Genomic DNA, 23,539 nt, shown 5'->3' with positions numbered 1-23,539 from the left:
GGTTATTTTTTTATTCTACAGTTTTCTTTTTAAATTTGCTGAGTACTTCATACACAATTGGAACGATAAGGAGTGTTAATAATGTTGAACTTGTTAATCCACCAATTACCGTTACTCCAAGGCCTTTAGAAATTAATCCACTGCCCTCAAATCCTAGTGCAAGTGGGATAAGAGCGCCAATTGTTGCGATTGCAGTCATTAGAATTGGACGTAAGCGTGTTGCGCCAGCTTCTAATAATGCTTCGCGCGTTGATAGGCCTTCGCGCTCTTTATGAATAACACGGTCGATAAGCACGATAGCATTCGTTACAACGATACCGATTAACATAAGGGCACCAATCATCGCTGATACGCTTAATGTCTCACCAGAGATTAAGAGTGCAACAAGGGCACCGATAATTGTAAATGGTAGCGAGAATAGAATTGCGAGTGGTGCAAGGGCACCGCCAAATGTAACGACAAGGACGAAGTATACAATGGCAATCGCAGCTAACATCGCTAAACCAAGTTGCTGGAATGATTCTTGGATATCCTTTGTAACGCCGCCCATGGTAACATCTACACCAGAGGGAAGATCCATTTTATCGACTTCTTTCTGAATGGCAGCAGATGCTTTTGAAACGTCATCGGATGTTAATTTTGCACTTACTTCAGCATAAACACGTCCATCGCGATGTTTTACTGTATTGGAAGTTTCACCTTCTTTTACAGTCATAACATCTTTAACGGCTACTTCGTTGCCAAGTGGTGTTGTAATTTTGCGGTCTGTTAAATCATTAATTGTTTCATAATCATGTTTTTCTGCTTCTACATAAACGTTAATATCTTTACCATCTTTTTTAATTGTTGTAAGAATAGGGCGATCATGTTGATTAGAAAGTCCCATTCCAATTTGGGCAGCGGTTAGCCCCATTTTACTTAGTTTTTCTTGATCTGCGACTAATGTGTATTCTGCGTATGTTTTTGCAATACTAGAGTCGACATCTTTCAAGTCTTTTTCTTTCTTCATGATACTTTGAATATCTTTAACGACAGGTTTGATGTCTTCTGAACTATCTCCGTATACGTATAGCTTAATTTCATTGCTACCGCCACTAGTCCCGAAGTCTTGGCTTTTCCATTCACCTTTTCCTGTCATCTTTTTCAAGTCTTTAATGACTTGTTCTTTCTCTTTTTCAAAGTTCTTCGTGTCATTATCATACTGGACGAAGAACATAGCTTGATTTGTTTTACCAGGACTCATTGGGTTTTCTCCGCCTAATGAGAATTGAATTGTTTTTACATCCTTTTTATCTTGGAAGTGTTTTTCAGCTTTTGTTGCTATCTTTTCAACGTCTTCTAATGTTTGTCCTGGTTCAGGATTATACGTTGCAATAATCATTTTTTCTTCTTCAGATGGTAAGAAACTTACACCGATAATTGGTACAAGTGCAAGGCTACCTACTAATAAAAGAACAGCGATGCTAGATGTAATGATTTTATGGTTTAATGCCCAACCAAGCACACGTTTATAGCCGTTTGCTAATTTGCTTGGTTTTTCTTCATGATGTGCTTGTTTTTCTTTCATGCTTTCCTTTTTAAATAAGGAATGAGCTAACATCGGCACAATTGTAATCGCTACAAGTAATGAAGCTAACAAGGCAAACACAATTGTTAAAGCGAATGGTAGGAACATTTCACCGATCATACCTTTTACAAGTCCAAGTGGTAAGAAGACAGCAATTGTTACAATTGTTGAAGACATAATTGGAACAAACATCTCTTTTGTTGCTTCACGAATTAAGTCTTTTCCTCGTAATTTCTCCTCTGATAGGGACATACGTCGGTAAATATTTTCAATAACAACGATTGAATCATCGACAACGCGTCCAATGGCAACGGTCATTGCTCCAAGCGTCATCATATTAAGTGTAATATCCAGCTGTTTTAGTACTAAAATAGCCATTAATAAAGAAAGTGGTATAGAAATGACAGAAATCAATGTTGTTCGGATGTTTCGTAAGAACAACATAATAATGACAATAGCAAAGATGGCACCAAAGATTGCTTTGCTCAGCATTGTATCAACTGATTTCTCAATCGGTGCACCTTGGTCAAATGTTGAGATAATTTCTAAGTCTTTATATTTTTTTTCAAAGTCTTTTACTTTGTCTTTTACGGCATTTACGACATCAACTGTATTTGCATCAGCTGCTTTGACAATTTGAATGCTGATGGCTTCCTTACCATTTGTACGCGAAATAGATTCGGCTTTTCCGACTTCCTTAATATCAGCAATTTCTTCTAATGCAACAGTAGGGATCCCATTAGCTGCAGCTGGATTCATCTGTGGTGCTTGAGATCTAGCCCCTGGATTACCCTGACCACTTGCCGCTGAAGGGACGGCAGGAATCTTCATTTCTTTTAAAGCTTTAATTGTTGTAATATTACCATCTACAACAACGGATTTCTCCGTATCTTTAAATGTATAGAGTCCAAGTGGTAGAGATACATCAGAGCCTTTAATGATATTCTTAACAGTATCTTCACTTAACCCTAATTCTTTCATTTTATCTGTTTTAAAGACAAGTTGTACTTCATTTACTTGTTGTCCCGAAGTTTGAACAGATGCAACGCCATCAAGTCCTTTTAATCCTGGAACAATATTTTTTTCAACCTTTTCAGTTAAGGAAGCTAAAGATTCATCTTTACTTGCTACGCTTAATGAAATAACAGGAAAGGCATTAAAGTTTACTCGGGAAACTTTTGGATCTTGCACGCCTTCTGGTAATTTTATATTCGCAAGTGCTTCTTTAATTTCGGTTTCAGCTTTCTCCATATTCTTATCAAAGTCATATTCTACTTGAATAGAAGAGGCATTTTGATAAGAGGAAGAACTGACAACATTGACGCCGCTTAAATTCTGCAGTTGCTGTTCCATCGGTTTTGATACCTTATCGGCTACTTCCGCTGGTGTAGCACCAGGATAAACCGTTGTTACTGTTACAACAGGTGTTGTAATGTCAGGGATTGTTTCTAGTTTCATATTAAGTCCAGAATAAATCCCTGTCACGGTAACGAGAATGGTTAATAGCCAAACTGCGAACTTGTTTTTTAACGAAAAGTTAATAATTTTGTTCATGTTTGCACTCCTTTTTATAATTAACATTGACCAACTGGTCAGTCTAATACATAATATAACTGACTGCGCGGTCAGTAGTCAATAGAAAAGCATGGTATGGTAAAATGAAAAAAATTGTAATGTTATGATAGAATTTTATAATGTGGGTATAAGCGTTTTTGAATAAATAGGAGAGAGAAAAAATGAAAGAAAAAGAACGTTTAATTATCGAAATGGCAATAAAGTTATTTGCAACTAAGGGTATGAATGCAACGTCAGTGCAAGAAATCGTAACAGCGTGTGGAATATCGAAGGGAGCATTTTATTTATACTTCAAATCAAAAGATGAATTGTTATTAGCGACAATTCAATATTATTATGACAAAATCTACAACAAGACGATGGCTATTGATGAAGAATCTTTGCTACCACGTGAAAAGTTTGAAAAGCAATTGTATTGCCAGTTTAATGATGTCCAAGAACATAAGGAATTTCTTATTATACTTGCGAGAGAAAATGCAATCCCGTTTAATAAAGAAGTAGAAGCTTTTATGATGAAAATGAAGTTAGAGTCGCATGCCTTTTATCGAAATAGCTTATTATCTATTTATGGTGAAAAGGTTATTCCATATGTATTAGACCTTGTGTTTATGGTAGAGGGGATATGCCGAAGTTATTTAGAATTAATTATTTTTAATGTAGCTGAAATTGATATACCTCACGTCTCTACATTTATTTTAAAGAGAATAGATGATCTTGTAGAGGGGCTTGTATATTCTGAGGACATACCCGTTTTGCAGGAAGAGCAAATGAACCAATTATTTGGTAGTTCAGAGCTTATTAAAGAGCAAGCAAAGGAACATTTTTTACAGGAAATTATTATGTTTAAACGCACATTGGCAGATCAGTTAGAAAATGATGAATTGTTAGTTACACTAGATGTTTTGGAAGCCGAAATGAGGTTGCCAAATCCAAGAATACCAGTGATTCAAGGAATGCTAGCGAACTTGAAATCATATGCTAATTTCAAAGATTTTCGATTGAGGTTAGCAGGGTATTATCATATAAAAATCACATGAAATGGATAAATCCATCCATAGTAATAAAAAGGTGAACCACTGTGGTTCACCTTTTTATTAATTACTAGCTTGCGCCCATTCTTCTACGTTCCAAACTTTCGTTATCCAATCTTGGTAAAAGTCTGGTTCGTGGCATACAAGAAGGATTGTTCCTTTGTATGCTTTCATTGCTTTTTTCAATTCTTCTTTCGCTGTAACATCAAGGTGGTTTGTCGGCTCATCAAATAATAACCAGTTACTTTCTTCACCCATTAATTTACATAAACGAACTTTGGCTTGTTCTCCACCACTTAATTGGTTTAGTGGACGAGTAATATGTTCATTTTTTAAACCACATTTCGCTAACATAGCACGAATTTGATGTTGGTCTAAACTTGGAAATGTATTCCATACGGCGTCAATAGGCGTTATGTTATCAGCTTTTACTTCCTGTTCGAAGTAGGCTGGTGTTAAGAAGTCACCAAGGCTTGTTTTCCCACTTAATGGATTAATTTTACCTAAGATTGTTTTTAGTAATGTTGATTTACCAACACCATTACATCCAACAATTGCAATTTTCTCACCACGTTCAATTGTCATTGTTAATTTTGGTAATAACGGATGTGTGTAACCAATTTCTACGTTCTCTCCTTCAAAGACAAAGCGGCTGCTTGCACGAGATTCTTTGAAAGAGAACTCTGGTTTAATCGCTGTTTCTGGGCGATCAATACGCTCCATACGATCAAGCTGTTTTTGACGGCTTTTTGCGCGGCCTGTCGTAGAATAACGAGCTTTGTTTTTCGCAATGAAATCTTCTTGCTTTTTGATGAATTCTTGTTGTTTTTGATAAGCGTTTAAATGTTGATTTTTATTGATTTCTGCAAGCTCTAAAAACTTCTCATACGTCGCTGTATAACGCGTCATTTTTGAGAATTCTAGATGGAAAATAACATCAACACATTTGTTCATAAATTCCGTATCATGAGAAATTAAAAGGAACGCATGTGGATATTCTTTTAAATAATTTGTTAACCATTGAATGTGTTCAACGTCTAAATAGTTAGTCGGCTCATCCAGTAATAATACTTCTGGCTGCTCAAGTAAAAGTTTTGCAAGCAATACCTTTGTACGTTGTCCACCACTTAGTGCAGAAACATCACGATCTAAACCAATTGCATCAATTCCAAGGCCTCGTGCTGCTTCTTCGATTTTAATATCTAGTAAATAAAAACCGCCTGCTTCAAGTGCATCTTGAATTTCTGCCATTTGATCAAGAAGTTCTTCTAATTCTTCTGGTGTAGCTGTCCCCATTTTTTCTGTAACGATATTGAGTTCTTTTTCTTTCTCAAATAAAGGTAGGAATGCATCTGTTAAAACATCACGAATTGTTCTGCCAGGTGTTAAGATTGTATGCTGGTCTAAATATCCGTAATCTGTACCAGGTGTCCACTCTACGCGTCCTTGGTCATGGATAAGTTGTCCAGTAATAATATTCATAAATGTTGATTTACCAACGCCATTTGCGCCAACTAATCCAACATGTTCACCTGCTAATAAACGCATTGATACGTCTTTAAATAGTGTGCGATCACCAAATGTATGACCTAAATTTTCAACTGTTAATAAGCTCATATTGTCCCCCGTCCATTTCAAAATAGTATCTTGAATCATGATACTAAATTCTTGTATATAATGCTATCCTTTCGAAATGTATATTTTTACAAGAATAGGGTTGCATATTTTTAAAAAAGGAATATAATGTAATTGAACAGTGGTTAATTAAAGTGTGAGGTATAAAAAATGTCACCAAGAAGAGCGGTTAAACAAGAGTTAACAAGAGAAATGATTATAAATGCAGCGAGAGATTTATTTATAAAACAAGGGTATCAGCATACTTCAATGCGTAAGATTGCGGGAGAACTAGGGTATAGCCATGGTTCAATTTATTATCATTTTAAAAATAAAGCAGAACTTTTTTATGCGATGGTTGAGCAAGATTTTCAATTATTGGATCAAAAATTGGATGAAACGATTGCTCAAAATTTACAGAGAGAAGAGCAATTAAAAGCCGTTTTATTGGGTTTTATTGAATTTGGTCTACGAAATCAAAGTCATTATGAAATTATGTTTTTGATTAAAGATGAAGAATTAAAAGAATGTCTAGCAAATGAGCCAAATGCCAGTTATAACAAGTTTGCTAATGTTGTATCTTCCTTATGTAATGAGAAGGTAAGTATAATGACTATATGGTCTGTTTTTTTATCATTACATGGGTTTGTTTCACATTATTGTAGAAATGTTCAAACGTTTGAAGATGTACGAAATTTGGCTAATGCACATGTGGACTTCATTGTAAAATCGCTTCTTATGTAAGTGATTTTCTTTTTAACATTAATTGAACAGTGGTTAATTAAAAGGAGGATATGATGATGAAAAAGGCGCTAGTATTGGGGGCATCTGGAGCAATGGGGTATGCAATTACAAAGGAGTTATGTAGGAGAGGGATTGATGTAGTTGCTTTTGCGAGAAATAAGGAGAAACTAGAAAAGTTATTTTACGATGAGGAAAGAGTACACATAATAGCGGGAGATGTATTTAAGCGAGCAAATATAATGGAAGCTGCAAAAGGTGTAAATGTTATATTTCATGCTGTAAATATTCCATATTCAGACTGGGAGACCAAACAACCGGAGTTACTAAAGAATATATTAGAAACAACGAAATATTACGGTGCTAAATTAGCGATGGTAGATAACATTTATGGGTATGGAAGGCAGGGGCGAGAGAAGGTAACGGAAGAGGATGAAAAGAATCCACATACAAAGAAGGGGAAAATTCGTTTGCAACTTGAATTGATGGCGAAACAGGCTGGGGTACCAGTACTTATTGCTCATTTTCCAGATTTTTATGGCCCGAATGCGGAAAGTACACTTGTTCATCATACACTACAAGGTGTTCTTAAAAATAAAATATCTAGCTTTGTTGGGGATAAAGGGATTGCAAGGGAATATATTTATACGCCAGATGGAGCTAATGCTATTGTTGAACTAGCATTATGTGATGATGCATACGGACAAAACTGGAATATACCAGGATGTGGCGTAATTACAGGAGAAGAGATGATTGGGTATATAAGAGAATTAACTGGATACACAAAGCCTATAATGACTGTAAAAAAACGTATGATTAGAATGCTTGGCCTATTTGATAAACAAATGAAGGAGTTTGTAGAAATGCTGTATTTGATAGAAGAGCCAGTTATATTGAGTGGAGAAAAATATGAGAACTATATTGGTAAAATACCAATGACACCTTATTGCGATGGATTAAAGGAGACTATTTCGTTTTTGAAGAGGGAAACTAGATAAAAAAAAGAAGAGTAAACTGTTCTAATATTGAACGGCGCTCTTCTTTTTTTCTATTTAAAATATCCTCGAACGATTCCTTTTAAGCGATTTGCATGGAATTTACGTTTATCGTTTGAAATGTTTTGTGTTATACGGAATGCAGCAGCTGCAACTGCACGTAAAAAGTAAGGGAAGCCATAATGTAAACGAATAACTCTCCCGAAACCGCCGGCATAGGAAATGGCTCTTTTTAATGATTGCTCATTAATCACTTCTTCTTTTACGGGATGGTATACGAATAAGTCTTTTCTAAATAGTCCGGTATATCCATTTTTCATACCGCGCAGTACGAAGTCGGTTTCTTCACCAGCTCCATAAATTGTTCCAGATCCAACACCTAAGTCTTCATCAAATGTACCAACATCTTGTACAAATTGTTTCGTAAAGAATAGTGCAAAAGAAGGACCTATGAATCCATATTTATTATTTAACATAATATTTGTTTTTGGAGCATGTATTAATGATCCGGTTTTTTCAACATTTGTAGTGTTTGTCGAGACAAACTGAATATTTTTATTAGCATCAAATGTTTCGAGTATACTTTCTAACACGTTTGTTTCATAAACACAGTCATCATCTGGAAAAGCAATAATATCGCCATCAGTCACTTTTAACCCTGTATTACGGGCACGAGATAATCCTTTAATAGGCGTGTAAATATAATTGATTGCGAACTTTTCCTTATAATCTTCAAAGAGATCAGAAATTGGTGTATCGTTTTGGTCAACTACAATGAGCTCGAAGTTTTTATAAGTTTGTTTTTCTAACGATTTTAGTAAGTCAAGAATATCATCACGTCTGCCACAAGTGGCCATGATTAAAGAGAATTTCAATTATAACAGCTCCTTCAAGAAGGTTCATTTGTTCATATGAAGAAAAATAGTTTGTTTTCTTATTTCATCTACATTAAGCTCTTTTAAATCTTGTCTTCATTTTGTTTAATAGCATATAGAGAATTTCATCTTTCACTATGAATAGGATAAGTGCATAAGCTAATGCACATCCTAATATTGTAATGATAACTTGTAGAATTTGTTCCGAAATTACCGTATCAACTAAGAACGCTATTGGTAAAAATGTCAGTGAATAGAACATGTATTTTAGTTTCTGTATATCGAACAATGTGTAATTGACTTTTAATTTCTTTTTCACATAAATATACTCAAGTGTAATTAACAAACAGTTAGCGATTGTTGTTGTGAAAATTGCTGTTGCTGGTGTGAGTACGTGGAAATATATAAGTGCGATATTGGATGCAAGGTTTATGAACCCGCAAATGAATAAAAAGCGCACTAAAATGCTTTCTTTCTTTTTTACGTAAATAATTTGGTTTGATAAAATTGATTCGATCCCTACTGAAATCATATAAAATGCAAAAATAATTAATGTGTTACCAGCTCCAGCATATTCCTTTCCACCGTAAATGACAACAGCTTCATGAGCAATAAGCATTAATCCAATTGCTGCAGGAAATAGCGTAATAAAATATACTTTTGAAATTTTATTTAGTAGCGATTCATATGCTTCTTCAGTTGCGTTTCCTGACAAATAAGAAAGTCTTGGAATTGTAACTTGTACAACACTTAACATAAGTGTATTAATAATGGTCATAATTTGAAAGGCCATTACATAGAAAGCCACTTCAGCTTTTCCAGCATATTCTCCTAAAACAAAGCGGTCTAGTTGTGTGTATAGAATATTAGCATTTGAAAAAATGACAACTAAAAATAAAGGCTTTAAATGTGGAATAATTGTTAAATTGGAAAAATCAAACTTAACTTGGCGCTTCACATATATAAAACTAATAGTATGGTTTAAAAATGTTGATAGAACTAATAAACCGGCAAATTGCTTATAGTCATCTGCTCCATGAATAAAAATAAAAAGAAGCACAACATAAATCAAACGAACAACAACGGTTTTCTTCGTAATGAAATCATAATTTTCATGTGCTTCATTAAACCATTCTACATAAAATAAATTTGAGATAAAGTTGAATCCGAAAATGAGAAGTACAGGGAATAAATCCTGGTTCCCGTATCCAATATAACTAAATAATAAAAAGGCTGTTAAAGCCAGGATACTGGTTGTAAAGTTAATCACATATAGACTCGTGAACAATTGTGAAACTTTCTTCTTATCGTTTTTCACTAAACTGATTTCACGTAGTCCATATTGATATACACCAAATACAGCAAAAATGAAAAAGTAATTAAAAATAGTTTCAGAGAAATTAACGGTTCCCATAGAATCGACTCCGAGCGTTCGATATGCGTATGGACCAACTAAAATGGGAAGTATGATATTAAAGGTATTGAGCAATATTTTATAGAAAATATTTGAGACAAGTGACTTTTGCATGATTTCACCTTTCTACATACATGAAAGTTACGTCAGTATCTTTCATAATAAATTATATTAGTTATTAAAATAGATTCCTTTTGCATGTTCTATTGGAAGTAATTCAATGTTGGAAGCAGAGTTAGAAGAATCCCAATTTGCATTTTTAATCATATAATTTGGACCATAGTTGTCTATTAAATATTCTTCATAATTACTAGGAACAGTAAACGTTTCACCTTTGAACGGAATTGTTCTCATGCCTGTAAATGTAGAGATGGCTTTTTTTGTTTTCCAACCAGTTGAAATACGAGTGGTTCCTGAATTTCCAAACTTTACATTTTTACCACCTTCAAAGAAATAACACCATATTTTATGGCTTTCTTCTTTAAAGTAATAGAAGATATCAATGTATACGCCGTTATAGACATATGTTTCCTCTACGGTCTTGTCGTCGATTACAAATGCTCTTTCTTTTATAAAACCTCTTTTTTTCATTTGATCCTCAATAGCTTGTTTCATTTGTTCATCTACGTAAAAAGTTCCAACATCAATATCATCGTCGTGTCCAATAAAGTCTTTTTCACGTACAGCACCTAGTAAAGTCCCATAATCTAACCAAAATGTATGCCCTGCCGATTTAAATGCTTCTTGCATTAGAATGAGTGATTTTAATCCATGCTGCTCCATGTTTGCTCTTCTAATACGAAGTGTTTTATTCTGAGAATAATTTTGAATAACAGGGATTGATTTTACTTTTCTATAAAGTGAATGATTTTTAATACATTGTATAAGTTTCAAGAAATGTCCCCCATATTGAATAAATTAATATTGGTAATTCATAACGTCGGATATAAGTGTACCGCACATAAACTTTGTAAATCAACTATTGGCTAGGAAGATATATGATGTAGATTAGGGAGAATTATATGTTTTTTTGTAAGACAGAACGTTTATAGATATAGTTAAAAAAAATAGCGAATATAGTGGAACTATATTCGCTAAGAGAGTCATGGTCTTTTGGGAAGAAGTTTTATACATTCCAAGGTTTATTCAATGTTAATACGGCAGCCATTTCCTTACTTTTTAAACGATTATTTTTTCTGTTTTGTGCACGTTCTTTGCCTGTTTTATATAACCAATGTTCTTCTTCTGTTTCTGGTAGCACTTGAGGAACAGAAGAGGGTTTTTCATTTTCTAGTGCTACGAATGTGATGAAGCAAGTTGCAGCAATACGACGCTCTCCTTCTAATAAATTTTCTGCAACGACTTTCACAAACACTTCCATAGAGGATTTTCCAGTATAGCAAACGAATGCCTCATAACAAACGGAATCCGTTTGATGGATTGGAGTTAAAAAGTCAACAGAATCAATGGAAGCTGTTACGCAATGTTTTCTGCTATGTCTTGCTGCTGCAATAGATGCAATGCTATCAATTTCTGCTAATAATTTTCCGCCAAATAAGGTGTGATGATTGTTTAAATCATTTGGGAAAACACGCGTTGTTTTAATTGCTTTTGATTCTCTCATAAATTTCTTATCCATATAATCTACTCCTATTTACGTTTTCAATCAGAGTGGTACGCTCATTTCCTGTATAAAAAAGATTGATCTCTTCTATTGAATACTATTTGTTATTTAGACAATCGATATTCGATAAGAAGTTGATCTTATTAAAATAGAATAATGTTGCATTTCTATGCGGGTAACTGAAAGAAAATTTGTTTTGTATAGATTGTAGTGTAAAAGAGGTTTCGCTTACATTGCAAGTAAAAAAAAGAGTGTGCTATTTTTGTCATATATAGTGAAATTTTAATCAGTGAGGATTTTTTCATTCTCAATTGATTATGAATCCTTTTCAATTGGGTTTTTAAGGACAGTTTATCTCTCATTTAATCCCTCTATTTCCATTTAAATTTTAGGGAGGGGGTATTACTGCCCGCGAATAGAGAGATAAATTTTCTAACTGTCATGTGTCTATTCGTGATAGAATCGTTGTGTTATAAATGGAAATAGAGGTGCAATATACATATGAATCACATACAAACAGGATTTAGTAAAATGATTATTGGAACTATGCTTGCCTTTTTTGCTTATTCTTGCTGGAACGCTTTTGAGGGGAGCAAGCAATTATTAGGAGGAAGTGCCACGAGCGTAACGATTGTACTATCCATTTTCGTTATACTCTTTTTACTTCTCGCTTCTATTTTGCAATATCGATTTACGGATAAACAGTTTCTCATTTTTCTAATGAGTATGACAGTACTCGTTAGACTTGGGGCAGTTCTCTTTTTGGATACCCCAGTTATAGGTGATGTGAGAGCCATGTATGAGACTGCAAAACAAGTTGCGCTAGGAAGCAGTAATATAACGGTGATTAGTCAATTACCTTTCATTATATATGAGTCAATATTGATTCGTGTGTTTGGCGATGCTACATTTGTTTTACGATTATGTAATATTTTATATTGCATGGGTACGGCGTTTTTCATTTATCGAATTGCTACCATTTTATTTCAAGAGGAATGTGGTCGGATTGCTGCATTATTTTACGCGTTATATTTGCCTAATATTCTCTCTTGCTCATTGTTAACAGGAGAATCACTCTCTGTATTTTTATTTTACTGTGCGAGTTATATATTACTACATAAAGGATTGAGTCATTCTTACATATGGGTGTGTGCTGCGGTATTATTTGCTTTTAGTAATATAATTAATCCAGTAGGAGTATTTATACTTATTTTAGTACTTACGTATATTTTACTAGTAGAAATATTCCAAAGTGCAGATAAACAAAATATATTGTTAAAGGCAATAGGGATTTTAGTTGTATTTTATGCGACACATTTTAGTGTGAATTATGGGATTCAAGCAATGGGAATAAAACAGTATACGATTTCTAACAATGCATATGTGCAATCGGTTTTAATTGGGGAACAGCACAATAAACAAGAAACGGTTCAAACGCAAAGTTGGAAAGAACGTATGGATCAAACATTAAAGGCGTTTGAAACAGAAAGGTTAGCTTCTCTTAAGTTAAACATAGATCAACTATCATCAGAAGGAATGAATGGAGCACTGTTAAAGGGTGAAAATCTTCTCTTTATGGTTGTAACTTTATTTATGATAATTGCACTTTTACATTTCCTTATTCAAAAACAAAAGAGCGAAGGCTATATGTTATTCCTATTACTTATAACAGGATACATTGGAATGAAACTTTTGAATAAGGATATTGTATACGGTAGTTTAATCATACCGAGCATTTTTATTTTACAAAGTTTAGGTGTTTATATGCTGTCTTTCTATTGTCAAAAGCTATTTTTCAAAAAATAAAGCCATTCGTAACAGGATGGTTTTATCCTATATCTTCCGGGAGCATACTGAGGTATATATGAAAAGAAAACTCATCATAAAAATGGTGAGTTTTTTTATTTAGGCAATGAGTATAAAATAAAGAGAATTCGCTTTGAATTCTCTTAATGACTTTTATTAGCATTTGCCTTTGAATGTGTTTTAAAGAAAACTGGAAAATGTACATTATATATAACAGTGACTACACGTATGGTGAACGTTACTAGTAAACAAATATAAAAGGCTAATACGTGTGCACCCATTTCATGCGTAATAAGAAAACTAATTGCACCCAAAATAGAAGCAATGGCATAAATTTCTTTACGGAATACGTAGGGAATATCTTGAGCGCAAATATCACGCAAAATTCCTCCGCCAATACCTGTAATAACACCCATTGAAACAACTAAAAATGAAGCATCAACGTGATGCGACATTGCTGCGTTTGCACCAATAGCAGTAAAAACGCCTAAACCGACAGCATCTGAAAGCATAATTACAACTTGAAGTTTGTTAATACGTTCAAAAAACATACAAGTAAAAAGAGCAGCTAATACGCTGACAAAAAAGTAAATTGGTTGTACAAATGCAACGGGAGGGAGGTTACCAATCATAACATCACGAATAATTCCGCCACCGAGTGCAGTAGCTACAGCTAAACAAAGGACACCAAATAAATCTAAATCTTTCTTTAAACCCACTAATGTACCAGAAATGGCAGCGGCAACAATGCCAAGAAACGTAAATATTTCGATTAATAACATAGCTCTAATTCCTTCCCTTTAAAGATGTTCCAGAGCAAAATATACACTAAAGTTTTAGAAATAACAATTACTTTTCGTTACATGTAGAAAAAAAGAAAAAATGGGGAAAGAAAGCGTTTGAAGATACGAAATATCTGACATATAAGAAGGGGATTTATTATCTTTTCTCTATATAAATTGAAAGAGCTTAACTCAAAAATTATGTTATAATGAATATTTGAGATGAGTTAGAGTTTCATTGTAAATTGTATAAAGTGAGATAAGGTAATGATAGTTATTTATGGGGGTTTGAGATGGTAAAAAATAATAGTTTAAGTAATAAATTTGAAAACTTTTTATTGATTTTCATTATGTTACAGCCGATTTTAGACTTACTCACATCATTCTGTATTATGGTTTTAAAAATTGATACAACAATTGGAGTTATTACGCGTTTATTTGTAATGGCTCTTGGTGGAATCTATATTTTGCTGCAAGCAAAAGAAAAAGGAAATCGTAAATATATCATATATTTAATAGTAGTCGGGATTGTTTGTGCGGCAGGTTTTGTAAATAATAAATTCGTTAAAAGTCCTATCATGTTGGGAGAAGAAATTAAATTTATAGCAAAATCTTTATACCCAATCATTATGCTGACTTGTTACATCTTTGTATTTAAATCATTAAAAAATAAAGTAAATACATATTCAAAAATGCGTAATTATATCGTATATTCAACATTAATTATAAATGCCATCATGGTTATTTCGATTGCGACAGGAACGGATTATAATAGTTATACGTCTATAAAAACCGGTTCACGTGGTTGGTTCTATGCAGGAAATGAATTAGGTTCCATTTTAGCAGTGATATGTCCAATTGTTTTTCTATATTCAATTGAAAAAACAACAAGTATAGCAAAGAGTTATTTTTGGATTCCTTCTCTTTTAATGATTTTTTCATTATTTGCTATTGGTACAAAGGTAGGATTTGGAGCCATTGTTGGTACAATGATTGTTGCTGTGTTTATGTGTTATGTTCAAGCATTTTTACAGCGTAAAGATAGAAAAAAGAAAGCATATTTACTGAACGGTATCATTGCAACGGTTGTTTTTGCTGGAGTAGTGGCGTATACACCGTTTTCTCCATTCCTCAAAAATATAGGATTTCATTTCCAATTTCTTGAGAATAAACAAGAGATGAAAGAGGCAGAGGAAAAGAAAGAAGATAAACCACAACATAAACCTCCTGTGACACAAGAGGAAAAAGAAGTAAAGAAACAAGAGGAAACACAAGCGCTTATTTTCAGCGGACGTGAGCTGTTTGAGAAAGTGTATAAAGATTACTATGCAGAAGCTCCAACATCTCAAAAATTATTGGGTATGGGATATTCTGGGAATTTCAAAGAGGATCCGAAGCTAATTGAAAGAGATTTCCATGATTGGTTCTATGCATTTGGAATTATCGGTTTTGCTTTGCTTTTAATTCCATTTTTATACTTTGGTATAAAGATTCTCCTCATACTAATAACTAGGTTTAGAGAGGTATTTACAGTAAAATACGGATTATTAGCAACCTCGCTAGCATTAGGTTTAGGTATTGCGTTTATAGCAGGTCATGTATTAACTGCTCCTGGAGTAAGTATTTATTTTGCTGTAATTTTTGCATATTTAATTGTGGATTTAGAAATTGAATGATAGAAAAATAAAAGCTAGCGCCACGTTAGCTTTTATTTTTTGCTATAGTAAACGATAAGAGAACATAAAGATGGAGGAGGAAAGAGATGAAAGTGTTGCATATGAATGCTGGAGCAGAAGAAGGTGGCGGGAAAACTCACATTATTTCACTTTTGTCACAATTTCCAAAAGATGAAGTTGAACTAGCTGTATTTGAAGAAGGTGCGATCGCTAGAGAAGCAAGAGAGCTCGGAATTAAGGTCCATGTTTTTTCCCAATCATCTCGTTATGACATATCGATTCTTTCCAAAATACGTACGTTTATTAATGAAGGATACTTTGATATTGTACATACACATGGTGCACGCGCAAACTTTTATCTATCTCTTCTAAAAAGGAAAATACGTGCAAAATGGGTTACAACGGTTCATAGTGATCCAACCCTTGATTTTATGAAGCGTGGATTAAAAGGTTGGGTTTTTACAAAATTAAATTTACATTCTTATAAGAAAGTGGATTTGTTTTTTGCGATTACAGAACGTTTTAAGAAAAATACTGTAGCACTCGGGGTGCCAGAAGATAAAATTTGTACTGTTTATAACGGGATTGAGTATGATGGTATCCCAGCGAAACCTTATAATTTGAAAGATAAATTTGGTATACAAGAAGAGTCATTTATAGCTATTCAAGTGGCTCGTCTTCACCCTGTAAAGGGACATAATATTTTATTTGATGCCTTGCAAAAAATAACGATCCCAAATATAAAAGTGTTGTTAGTTGGCGATGGTCCAATTGAAGCAGAGTTGAAAGAGGTAGTAAGGAAGAAAAATTTAGAAGATAAAGTACTATTTTTAGGACATCGTTCGGATGTAAAAGAATTATATGCATCCGCTCATATAAATTTATTAACTTCTTATAGTGAAAGTTTCCCACTTGTACTATTAGAAGCCGCAAATCAGCGTTTAACGTCTATTGCAACAAATGTTGGTGATATGGAACAGTTGATTGTTAATCCTACATATGGATGGATTGTACCGACTGGTGACACACATGCATTAGTAAGTGCACTAGAGGAAGGATATAAGAAATGGGAGAATGGTGAATTAGCATCGATGGGTGAACGCTTGTATGAGCATGCTTCTTCGCGTTTCTCATTACGAAATCTATATGAAGATACTCATAAAGCATATAAAAAACTTTTATTGAAATAGAGAGGATTATCATTATGGCAGTGCAAACAGTTGATATTTTAGGTGTCCCTTTTTCTACGATGACAATGGAAGAGACAATTCAATATATCATGAAGCAGTTAGAGGCGGAACGAACTCATACATTCCAAGTTGTAACAGCAAATCCGGAAATCGTAATGTGTGCGAAAAAAGACCCAAGTTTTTATCAAACACTTTTGAAAACAGATTTAATTACACCAGATGGTATCGGTGTTGTAAAAGCAAGTGGTATGCTAGGAACACCATTAAAAGAGCGAGTAGCAGGTTTTGATTTAATGAGTGATTTATTTGAAGCGTTGTCGAAAGAAAATAAACCTGTATCGGTTTTCTTACTTGGGGCAAAACCACATGTTGTGAAAGGTGCTGCTGATCATTTAACAAAAACATATTCAGCTGTATCTATTGTGGGGACTCAAGATGGATACTTTAAACAAGAAGAGGAAGAAGATATTATTTCTCGTATTCAAGAAGCAAAGCCTGATATTTTACTTGTAGCACTCGGATTCCCAAGACAAGAAAATTTTATTCAAAATAATAAGCATCGTTTGCAAGCAAAGGTAGCTGTTGGTGTAGGTGGTAGTTTAGACGTTTGGGCAGGGGAAGTAAAACGTGCGCCAAAATGGATTCAAGCCATTCATCTCGAATGGTTTTACCGGCTATGTAGCAATCCGACGCGTTGGCGTCGTCAGCTTGTATTAGCTGAATTTCTAAAAGAAGTAATGCGTTCGAAAAAGTAGCGAAATATCGCTGCTTTTTTGTTTGTAAAAATTTATCCCGCTATTTGCGGGTAGTAATACTCTCACCTCAAAATTGAGCGAAAGCATTGTCCAGTTCCAGTGGCTAGAATGTTCGGTGGCTTCGCTTCTTCCTGCGAGGTAAAAAAAGACCTCTACGTCAGAAACTCCATCCCCCTCACATTCTGGACGAGCAACTTCCACTTTATACAGTATTTTTCGCTAATAAAGCCATCGTCTTATGGGAATTTTAAAATAAAACTTTACAGTAAGTGTAGAAATAAAAGTATTTTACTTATACAATACACATGTGTAAAATGATGTGTAAAGACACCTGTGTAAGGAGGGTTTTTAGTGGGGGATATAAAAGAAATTTCAAAGCGCAAGCTTCTTGGAATAGCGGGTCTTGGTTGGCTATTTGATGCAATGGATGTCGGCATGCTTTCATTTGTCATCGTTGCATTGCAAAAAGAATGGGGATTAAGTAGCCAAGAAATGGGGTGGATTGGAAGTGTAAATTCTATCGGAATGGCAGTTGGAGCGCTTTTATTTGGAATATTAGCAGATAAGATGGGGCGTAAGTCCGTTTTTATTATGACATTATTATTATTTTCTATCTGTAGTGGCTTAACAGCATTAACAACAACATTAGCTATGTTTCTTATATTGCGTTTTTTAATCGGCATGGGACTTGGCGGAGAATTACCGGTTGCTTCGACACTTGTATCTGAAAGCGTCGAGGCGCATGAGCGTGGGAAAATTGTTGTGTTATTAGAAAGTTTTTGGGCTGGTGGCTGGTTAATTGCAGCTCTTATTTCTTATTTTGTAATTCCCAAGTATGGCTGGCAAGTAGCGATGGTATTAAGTGCAGTTCCAGCTTTTTATGCACTATATTTACGATGGAATTTACCAGATTCACCAAGGTTTGAGAGAGTCGAGAAACAACAATCTGTTATTACAAATATAAAAGCAGTTTGGTCTGGAGAATATCGAAAAGCAACAATTATGCTATGGATCTTATGGTTCTGTGTTGTCTTTTCTTATTATGGCATGTTTCTTTGGTTACCAAGTGTAATGGTATTAAAAGGATTTAGTTTAATAAAAAGTTTCCAGTACGTATTAATTATGACATTAGCGCAGCTGCCAGGATATTTTACTGCTGCATGGTTTATTGAACGACTTGGCCGTAAGTTTGTATTAGTTACGTATTTAATTGGTACAGCATGTAGTGCTTACGTCTTTGGAGTAGCTGAATCGCTTACGATATTGCTGGTGGCAGGAATGCTATTGTCCTTCTTTAATTTAGGAGCATGGGGAGCGTTATATGCATATACACCTGAGCAGTATCCGACAGTAATTCGCGGTACTGGGGCAGGTATGGCTGCCGCATTTGGTCGTATTGGCGGTATTCTCGGTCCGCTATTAGTAGGTTACCTTGTTGCCTCGCAAGCTTCTCTTTCTTTAATCTTTACAATCTTTTGCAGCTCCATTTTAATAGGGGTGCTTGCAGTGGTTGTGCTTGGACAGGAAACAAAGCAACAAGAATTAGTATAATAAAGGAAGGAAGTCCAAATGACTTCCTTCTTTTATTATTATTGAGAAAAAGAGTAGCATATTAAATAGAAAATATAGCTAGAAAAAGGGATTATTTCTTACTAAAGCGAATGTATACAACAAGACTTATGGACAAAACAATTAGGTGGTTGGGCAGATGAGGATTTTACTTATTATGGAAGATTCAGAATGTAGAAATCAATTAATTGAGACATTTACAGAAAATATGAGAAATGTAGAATGCTTTGAAGCAGGAACAGGAATGGAATCTTTACAGATAGCAAAAAAACATACTCCTGATTTCGTTTTTTTAGATACAAAGTTAAAAGATGGCACAGGATTTGAATTCTCTAGCTTATTACAACAGCTAAGTTGTAGTGCAAAATTTATTTTTGTAGGTAGGGATATAGAAGAGGCGATAACAGCTTTTCGACTCCAAGCATTTTATTACTTAATAAGACCTTTTCGTGAGGAAGATTTACAGTTTCTTTTGCATAGAATAGAGCAAGAAAAGGGAAAGAAAATAAAAAGCCATTTGCGCAAACTTCCGATTGAAAGTCATGAGGGAATTACATATATTTTTCCAGAGGATATTATATATGTAAGTAAGAATAAGGAGAATAAAACAGTTTCGATTTATACAACAAATAATCAGTATATTTCAACGTATACACTTCAAGAACTAGAAAATAAATTAACAGCATATGATTTTTTGCGTGTTCATAAAAGTTATTTAATAAATGTTATGTATGTTCAAGAACTAAAGCCTTATTATAATGGAACCTATAATCTTTATTTGGAAAGGTATGATGAGCAGGCAATTCCCGTTAGTCGAAACTATGTAAAACGACTGCGAAATAAAATTGAACTATGACAAGTTGTAAGTGAATTTCAACATGTTAACATAAGAATCCTTCATAATAAGGAAGATTTAAATTAAATATTCAGAAAATTTAGTACAATTTCCACTAAGAAGTAGTATAGGGGGGATTGTATGTGAAGGCGCTTAAGTCAATTTTACTTTGGGGTGTAATCGCAGCTTTAGGAGCAACCGGATTTGGTGTAATTGCCTTATCACAAGGTGAAACGATTAATGCTGTATGGCTATTAGTGGCAGCTGTTTCTGTATATGCCGTTGCTTATCGTTTCTATAGTAGATTTATTGCTAGGAAAGTATTTGAATTAGATAATAATCGGCGAACACCTGCTGAGACGCTAAATGATGGAAAGGATTATGTCCCAACAAATAAATGGGTATTATTTGGGCATCACTTTGCGGCAATTGCTGGAGCGGGTCCACTAGTAGGACCTATTTTAGCAGCTCAGATGGGATACCTGCCAGGAACAATTTGGATTATTGTTGGGGTTGTAATTGCTGGGGCAGTACAAGATTTTGTTATTTTATTTGCTTCAATGAGACGTAATGGAAAATCATTAGGTGAAATGATTAAAGATGAGATCGGTCCTGTAACAGGATTGATTGCGATGATTGGTATTTTAGGTATCATGATCATTTTATTAGCAGTCTTAGCTCTAGTAGTTGTGAAAGCGCTTGTTGGTAGTCCTTGGGGAATGTTTACGATCGCAGCGACAATTCCAATCGCTATTTTAATGGGTGTTTATATGCGTTACATTCGCCCAGGACGCATTGGAGAAGGATCGGTTATCGGTATTATTTTACTCCTTTTAGCTCTTGTGGGAGGGCAGTATGTAGCTGAGAATCCTACCCTTGCAAGCATGTTTACTTTTAGTGGTGAAACAATTGCAATTATGCTTATTGTATACGGTTTTATTGCGTCGGCATTACCAGTGTGGATGCTTCTTGCTCCACGTGATTATTTAAGTACATTTTTAAAGATCGGTACGATTGTTGGGCTAGCAATTGGTATTTTAATCGTAGCGCCAAACCTACAAATGCCGGCTGTGTCTAAGTTTATTGATGGAACAGGTCCTGTGTTTTCTGGGAACCTATTTCCGTTTTTATTTATTACAATTGCTTGCGGGGCAGTATCAGGATTCCATGCTTTAGTTTCCTCTGGTACTACTCCGAAAATGATTGAAAGAGAAGGTCATGCTCAGCCAATTGGCTACGGAGCGATGTTAATGGAATCGTTCGTTGCAGCGATGGCAATGATTGCAGCTTGTGTATTAACACCAGGAACATACTTTGCAATTAACAGTCCAGCAGCTCTTATCGGGGCAGATGTATCGCAAGCAGCTCAAGTTATTTCTTCTTGGGGATTTGCGATTACACCAAACGACTTAAAGGACCTGGCTGTAAATGTTGGTGAACAAACAATTTTATCTCGCACAGGAGGAGCACCAACATTAGCAATTGGAATGGCCTACATCTTTTCACAAGTAATCGGTGGAACTGCGATGATGGCGTTCTGGTATCATTTTGCTATTTTATTTGAAGCACTATTTATTCTAACTACAATTGATGCTGGTACACGTGTAGGACGATTTATGATTCAAGATATTTTAGGACACATATATAAACCATTTGCGAAAACGGATTCTACACTAGCTAATGTTATTGCAACAACGCTATGCGTGTTAGGGTGGGGGTATTTCTTGTACCAAGGTGTAGTTGATCCACTCGGTGGGATTAATACACTATGGCCACTCTTTGGAATTGCGAATCAAATGTTAGCGGGTATTGCGTTATTACTCGGAACAACGATATTGTTCAAAATGGGGAAAAAGGCGTATGTTTGGGTTACACTTATTCCAACTGTCGGCCTGCTGATTGTGACGATGACAGCCGGCTACCAAAAATTATTCCATGATAACCCGAAAATTGGATTTTTATCCCATGCAAAAGTGTTTCAAAATGCCTTAGATGAAGGGAAAATACTAGCACCGGCCAAAAATGTGGGACAAATGAAGCAAATTATTTTCAATGATTATATCGATGCTGCACTTTGTGGAATTTTCATGTTAGTTGTAATAGCGGTCCTTATTTCAGCTATTCGTATATGGATTAAGGTGCTGCAAAATAAAGCAACACCATTAAAAGAAGCACCCTATATTCCAAGAGATGAAAGTGAGTCGAGAAATTATGCTTAAAAAATTGGGGAAGGTGTGGAGAACAAGAAAGCAATTTATTAGTTTGCTTGTTGGAGTACCAAGTTATGAAACGTACGTTACTCATATGAAACAGCACCATCCAGAAGAAACGATTCTATGTCGAAAACAGTTCTTTGCAGAGGCGCAAGAAGCTAGATTCAATGCGAAAGGTGGAAAAATATCAAGGTGTTGCTGAAAAAAAAGAGCGATTCGTCGCTCTTTTTTTACTTTGTTGTTGTTTCACGTGGAACAACAGGATTTTAAGTTTGTAGTTTTTAATAGTATGGAAATGTTAGAAATAAGCTAAGTTCAGTATCATAAAAAAACGGGCTATCTATAGATAGCCTGTTTTTTTATTTCTTATACAAGTTCTTTTCCAGTTGTAAATTTACGATATGCACCATGATGTGTTGGCCCGATGTATTCGTTTAATTTGAAAGAGTGACGAATCGCTGCTGTGATGAATTCTTTTGCGATTATTACAGCATCTTTTACAGATTTACCTTTTGCAAGTTCTGCCGTAATTGCTGCAGAGTATGTACAACCTGCACCGTGTGTATTTGTTGTATTAACTTTCTCTGATTCTAAAAGATCGAATGTTTCTCCATCATATAATACATCGATTGCAGTTTCCGTACCTAGTTTGCTACCACCTTTAATTAGTACATATTTTGTACCTAAAGCATGGATTTTTTTTGCGGCTTCTTTCATGTCCTCAAGGGAATTAATTTTCACACCACTTAGTTGATATGCTTCAAATAAATTTGGTGTCACAACTAATGCTTTTGGAACAAGTACATCGCGTAAGCAGTCATTTGTTTCAGGATGCAATGCTTCATCTGCCCCTTTGCAAACCATCACTGGATCTACTACTACATTTTGTAGATTATGCTTTTCAATTGTTTCAGCAACCATTTCAATGATTTCAACAGATCCAAGCATACCAGTTTTTAAAGCATCAACACCAACGCCTTCAATTGTTGTTTCTAATTGTGGTTTTAGTGTAGAAGCAGGGATAGGGAACACGTTATGTGCCCAACCGTTATGTGGGTCCATCGTTACAATTGTTGTAAGAGATGTCATTCCGTATACACCAAGTTCTTGGAACGTTTTTAAATCTGCTTGTATGCCAGCGCCACCGCTTGTGTCAGAACCAGCGATTGTAAGTGCTTTGTTTAATGTCATTGAGAAAGCCCCCTTAGGTGATATAATGAAAACTACATTTTTATCCATTATATCAATGTTATGAATAAGTACAAAGTGAAAAAGTA

At 34.8% G+C, this 23,539-nt stretch carries 19 protein-coding genes; 11 read left to right on the top strand and 8 right to left on the bottom strand.

Features of this window, described 5'->3' with window-relative positions:
* Nucleotides 1-10 precede the first annotated feature (10 nt).
* Entirely contained in the window at nt 11-3,121 is a 3,111-nt protein-coding gene (locus M014_RS0112960) for an efflux RND transporter permease subunit (protein ID WP_026592124.1), read from the bottom strand.
* 182 nt (nt 3,122-3,303) lie between these two features.
* Here M014_RS0112960 and M014_RS0112955 point away from each other — a divergent pair, with 182 nt between their 5' ends.
* Complete coding sequence (locus M014_RS0112955; protein WP_026592123.1) at nt 3,304-4,179, top strand: TetR/AcrR family transcriptional regulator; 876 nt, start codon at nt 3,304-3,306, stop codon at nt 4,177-4,179.
* Nucleotides 4,180-4,236: 57 nt separating this feature from the next.
* Here M014_RS0112955 and abc-f read toward each other — a convergent pair whose 3' ends face one another.
* The gene (gene abc-f / locus M014_RS0112950; RefSeq protein ID WP_081811029.1) at nt 4,237-5,829 is read right to left on the bottom strand and encodes a ribosomal protection-like ABC-F family protein; all 1,593 of its coding nucleotides are present in this window, start codon (nt 5,827-5,829) and stop codon (nt 4,237-4,239) included.
* Nucleotides 5,830-5,958: 129 nt separating this feature from the next.
* On the opposite strand from abc-f, the gene M014_RS0112945 reads away from it, so the two are divergent.
* Complete coding sequence (locus M014_RS0112945) at nt 5,959-6,531, top strand: TetR/AcrR family transcriptional regulator (RefSeq protein ID WP_026592121.1); 573 nt, start codon at nt 5,959-5,961, stop codon at nt 6,529-6,531.
* A 56-nt stretch (nt 6,532-6,587) separates the two neighbouring features.
* The gene (locus M014_RS0112940) at nt 6,588-7,526 is read left to right on the top strand and encodes an SDR family NAD(P)-dependent oxidoreductase (protein ID WP_026592120.1); all 939 of its coding nucleotides are present in this window, start codon (nt 6,588-6,590) and stop codon (nt 7,524-7,526) included.
* 50 nt (nt 7,527-7,576) lie between these two features.
* Here the strand turns inward: M014_RS0112940 and M014_RS0112935 are convergent, their stop codons facing one another.
* The 4 genes from M014_RS0112935 to M014_RS0112920 all read right to left on the bottom strand — a co-directional run bounded on the left by M014_RS0112935 (nt 7,577) and on the right by M014_RS0112920 (nt 11,451).
* Nucleotides 7,577-8,398: a glycosyltransferase family 2 protein gene (locus M014_RS0112935; RefSeq protein WP_026592119.1), complete on the bottom strand. Its 822-nt coding sequence runs from the start codon at nt 8,396-8,398 to the stop codon at nt 7,577-7,579.
* 73 nt (nt 8,399-8,471) lie between these two features.
* Entirely contained in the window at nt 8,472-9,926 is a 1,455-nt protein-coding gene (locus M014_RS0112930) for an oligosaccharide flippase family protein (RefSeq protein ID WP_026592118.1), read from the bottom strand.
* Nucleotides 9,927-9,983: 57 nt separating this feature from the next.
* Nucleotides 9,984-10,706, bottom strand: coding sequence for a LicD family protein (locus M014_RS0112925; RefSeq protein ID WP_035415015.1), 723 nt, complete (start codon nt 10,704-10,706; stop codon nt 9,984-9,986).
* Between the two features lie 232 nt (nt 10,707-10,938).
* The gene (locus M014_RS0112920; protein WP_026592116.1) at nt 10,939-11,451 is read right to left on the bottom strand and encodes an acyl-CoA thioesterase; all 513 of its coding nucleotides are present in this window, start codon (nt 11,449-11,451) and stop codon (nt 10,939-10,941) included.
* A gap of 486 nt (nt 11,452-11,937) precedes the next feature.
* Between M014_RS0112920 and M014_RS0112915 the strand changes: the two genes are divergently transcribed.
* Nucleotides 11,938-13,242 (top strand): glycosyltransferase family 39 protein, encoded by a 1,305-nt coding sequence (locus M014_RS0112915; RefSeq protein ID WP_026592115.1) that lies wholly within the window; start codon nt 11,938-11,940, stop codon nt 13,240-13,242.
* A 143-nt stretch (nt 13,243-13,385) separates the two neighbouring features.
* On the opposite strand, the gene M014_RS0112910 is transcribed toward M014_RS0112915, so the two are convergent.
* Nucleotides 13,386-14,024, bottom strand: a complete 639-nt coding sequence (locus M014_RS0112910; protein WP_026592114.1) for a trimeric intracellular cation channel family protein — start codon at nt 14,022-14,024, stop codon at nt 13,386-13,388.
* 293 nt (nt 14,025-14,317) lie between these two features.
* Between M014_RS0112910 and M014_RS0112905 the strand changes: the two genes are divergently transcribed.
* From M014_RS0112905 to M014_RS0112875, 7 genes are all read left to right on the top strand, one after another.
* Nucleotides 14,318-15,700, top strand: coding sequence for an O-antigen ligase family protein (locus M014_RS0112905; RefSeq protein WP_026592113.1), 1,383 nt, complete (start codon nt 14,318-14,320; stop codon nt 15,698-15,700).
* Between the two features lie 86 nt (nt 15,701-15,786).
* Nucleotides 15,787-16,890, top strand: coding sequence for a glycosyltransferase (locus M014_RS0112900; protein ID WP_026592112.1), 1,104 nt, complete (start codon nt 15,787-15,789; stop codon nt 16,888-16,890).
* Between the two features lie 14 nt (nt 16,891-16,904).
* A complete protein-coding gene (locus M014_RS0112895) occupies nt 16,905-17,645 on the top strand; it encodes a WecB/TagA/CpsF family glycosyltransferase (RefSeq protein ID WP_026592111.1) in 741 nt (246 codons plus the stop codon).
* A gap of 351 nt (nt 17,646-17,996) precedes the next feature.
* Nucleotides 17,997-19,196: an MFS transporter gene (locus M014_RS0112890; protein WP_026592110.1), complete on the top strand. Its 1,200-nt coding sequence runs from the start codon at nt 17,997-17,999 to the stop codon at nt 19,194-19,196.
* Between the two features lie 157 nt (nt 19,197-19,353).
* Nucleotides 19,354-20,070: a LytR/AlgR family response regulator transcription factor gene (locus M014_RS0112885; RefSeq protein WP_026592109.1), complete on the top strand. Its 717-nt coding sequence runs from the start codon at nt 19,354-19,356 to the stop codon at nt 20,068-20,070.
* Between the two features lie 122 nt (nt 20,071-20,192).
* Complete coding sequence (gene cstA / locus M014_RS0112880) at nt 20,193-22,268, top strand: carbon starvation protein CstA (RefSeq protein ID WP_026592108.1); 2,076 nt, start codon at nt 20,193-20,195, stop codon at nt 22,266-22,268.
* Nucleotides 22,261-22,464 (top strand): YbdD/YjiX family protein, encoded by a 204-nt coding sequence (locus M014_RS0112875; protein WP_026592107.1) that lies wholly within the window; start codon nt 22,261-22,263, stop codon nt 22,462-22,464. The genes cstA and M014_RS0112875 overlap by 8 nt, the downstream gene beginning before the upstream one ends.
* A 164-nt stretch (nt 22,465-22,628) precedes the next feature.
* On the opposite strand, the gene pdxK is transcribed toward M014_RS0112875, so the two are convergent.
* Nucleotides 22,629-23,453, bottom strand: coding sequence for a pyridoxine/pyridoxal/pyridoxamine kinase (gene pdxK / locus M014_RS0112870; RefSeq protein WP_026592106.1), 825 nt, complete (start codon nt 23,451-23,453; stop codon nt 22,629-22,631).
* Nucleotides 23,454-23,539 lie beyond the last annotated feature (86 nt).

Source organism: Bacillus sp. UNC437CL72CviS29, assembly GCF_000482345.1.
GTDB lineage: Bacteria > Bacillota > Bacilli > Bacillales > Bacillaceae_G > Bacillus_A > Bacillus_A arachidis.
Note: the sequence above shows the minus strand (reverse complement) of the source record. Positions and strands in the feature narration are given on the sequence as shown.

What these genes read in the sequence shown, in the direction of transcription:
- M014_RS0112960 (WP_026592124.1), bottom strand. Translation starts at nt 3,121, where the DNA reads ATGAACAAAATTATTAACTTTTCGTTAAAAAACAAGTTCGCAGTTTGG.
- M014_RS0112955 (WP_026592123.1), top strand. Translation starts at nt 3,304, where the DNA reads ATGAAAGAAAAAGAACGTTTAATTATCGAAATGGCAATAAAGTTATTT.
- abc-f (WP_081811029.1), bottom strand. Translation starts at nt 5,829, where the DNA reads ATGATTCAAGATACTATTTTGAAATGGACGGGGGACAATATGAGCTTA.
- M014_RS0112945 (WP_026592121.1), top strand. Translation starts at nt 5,959, where the DNA reads ATGTCACCAAGAAGAGCGGTTAAACAAGAGTTAACAAGAGAAATGATT.
- M014_RS0112940 (WP_026592120.1), top strand. Translation starts at nt 6,588, where the DNA reads ATGAAAAAGGCGCTAGTATTGGGGGCATCTGGAGCAATGGGGTATGCA.
- M014_RS0112930 (WP_026592118.1), bottom strand. Translation starts at nt 9,926, where the DNA reads ATGCAAAAGTCACTTGTCTCAAATATTTTCTATAAAATATTGCTCAAT.
- M014_RS0112920 (WP_026592116.1), bottom strand. Translation starts at nt 11,451, where the DNA reads ATGGATAAGAAATTTATGAGAGAATCAAAAGCAATTAAAACAACGCGT.
- M014_RS0112915 (WP_026592115.1), top strand. Translation starts at nt 11,938, where the DNA reads ATGAATCACATACAAACAGGATTTAGTAAAATGATTATTGGAACTATG.
- M014_RS0112910 (WP_026592114.1), bottom strand. Translation starts at nt 14,024, where the DNA reads ATGTTATTAATCGAAATATTTACGTTTCTTGGCATTGTTGCCGCTGCC.
- M014_RS0112905 (WP_026592113.1), top strand. Translation starts at nt 14,318, where the DNA reads ATGGTAAAAAATAATAGTTTAAGTAATAAATTTGAAAACTTTTTATTG.
- M014_RS0112900 (WP_026592112.1), top strand. Translation starts at nt 15,787, where the DNA reads ATGAAAGTGTTGCATATGAATGCTGGAGCAGAAGAAGGTGGCGGGAAA.
- M014_RS0112895 (WP_026592111.1), top strand. Translation starts at nt 16,905, where the DNA reads ATGGCAGTGCAAACAGTTGATATTTTAGGTGTCCCTTTTTCTACGATG.
- M014_RS0112885 (WP_026592109.1), top strand. Translation starts at nt 19,354, where the DNA reads ATGAGGATTTTACTTATTATGGAAGATTCAGAATGTAGAAATCAATTA.
- M014_RS0112875 (WP_026592107.1), top strand. Translation starts at nt 22,261, where the DNA reads ATGCTTAAAAAATTGGGGAAGGTGTGGAGAACAAGAAAGCAATTTATT.
- pdxK (WP_026592106.1), bottom strand. Translation starts at nt 23,453, where the DNA reads ATGACATTAAACAAAGCACTTACAATCGCTGGTTCTGACACAAGCGGT.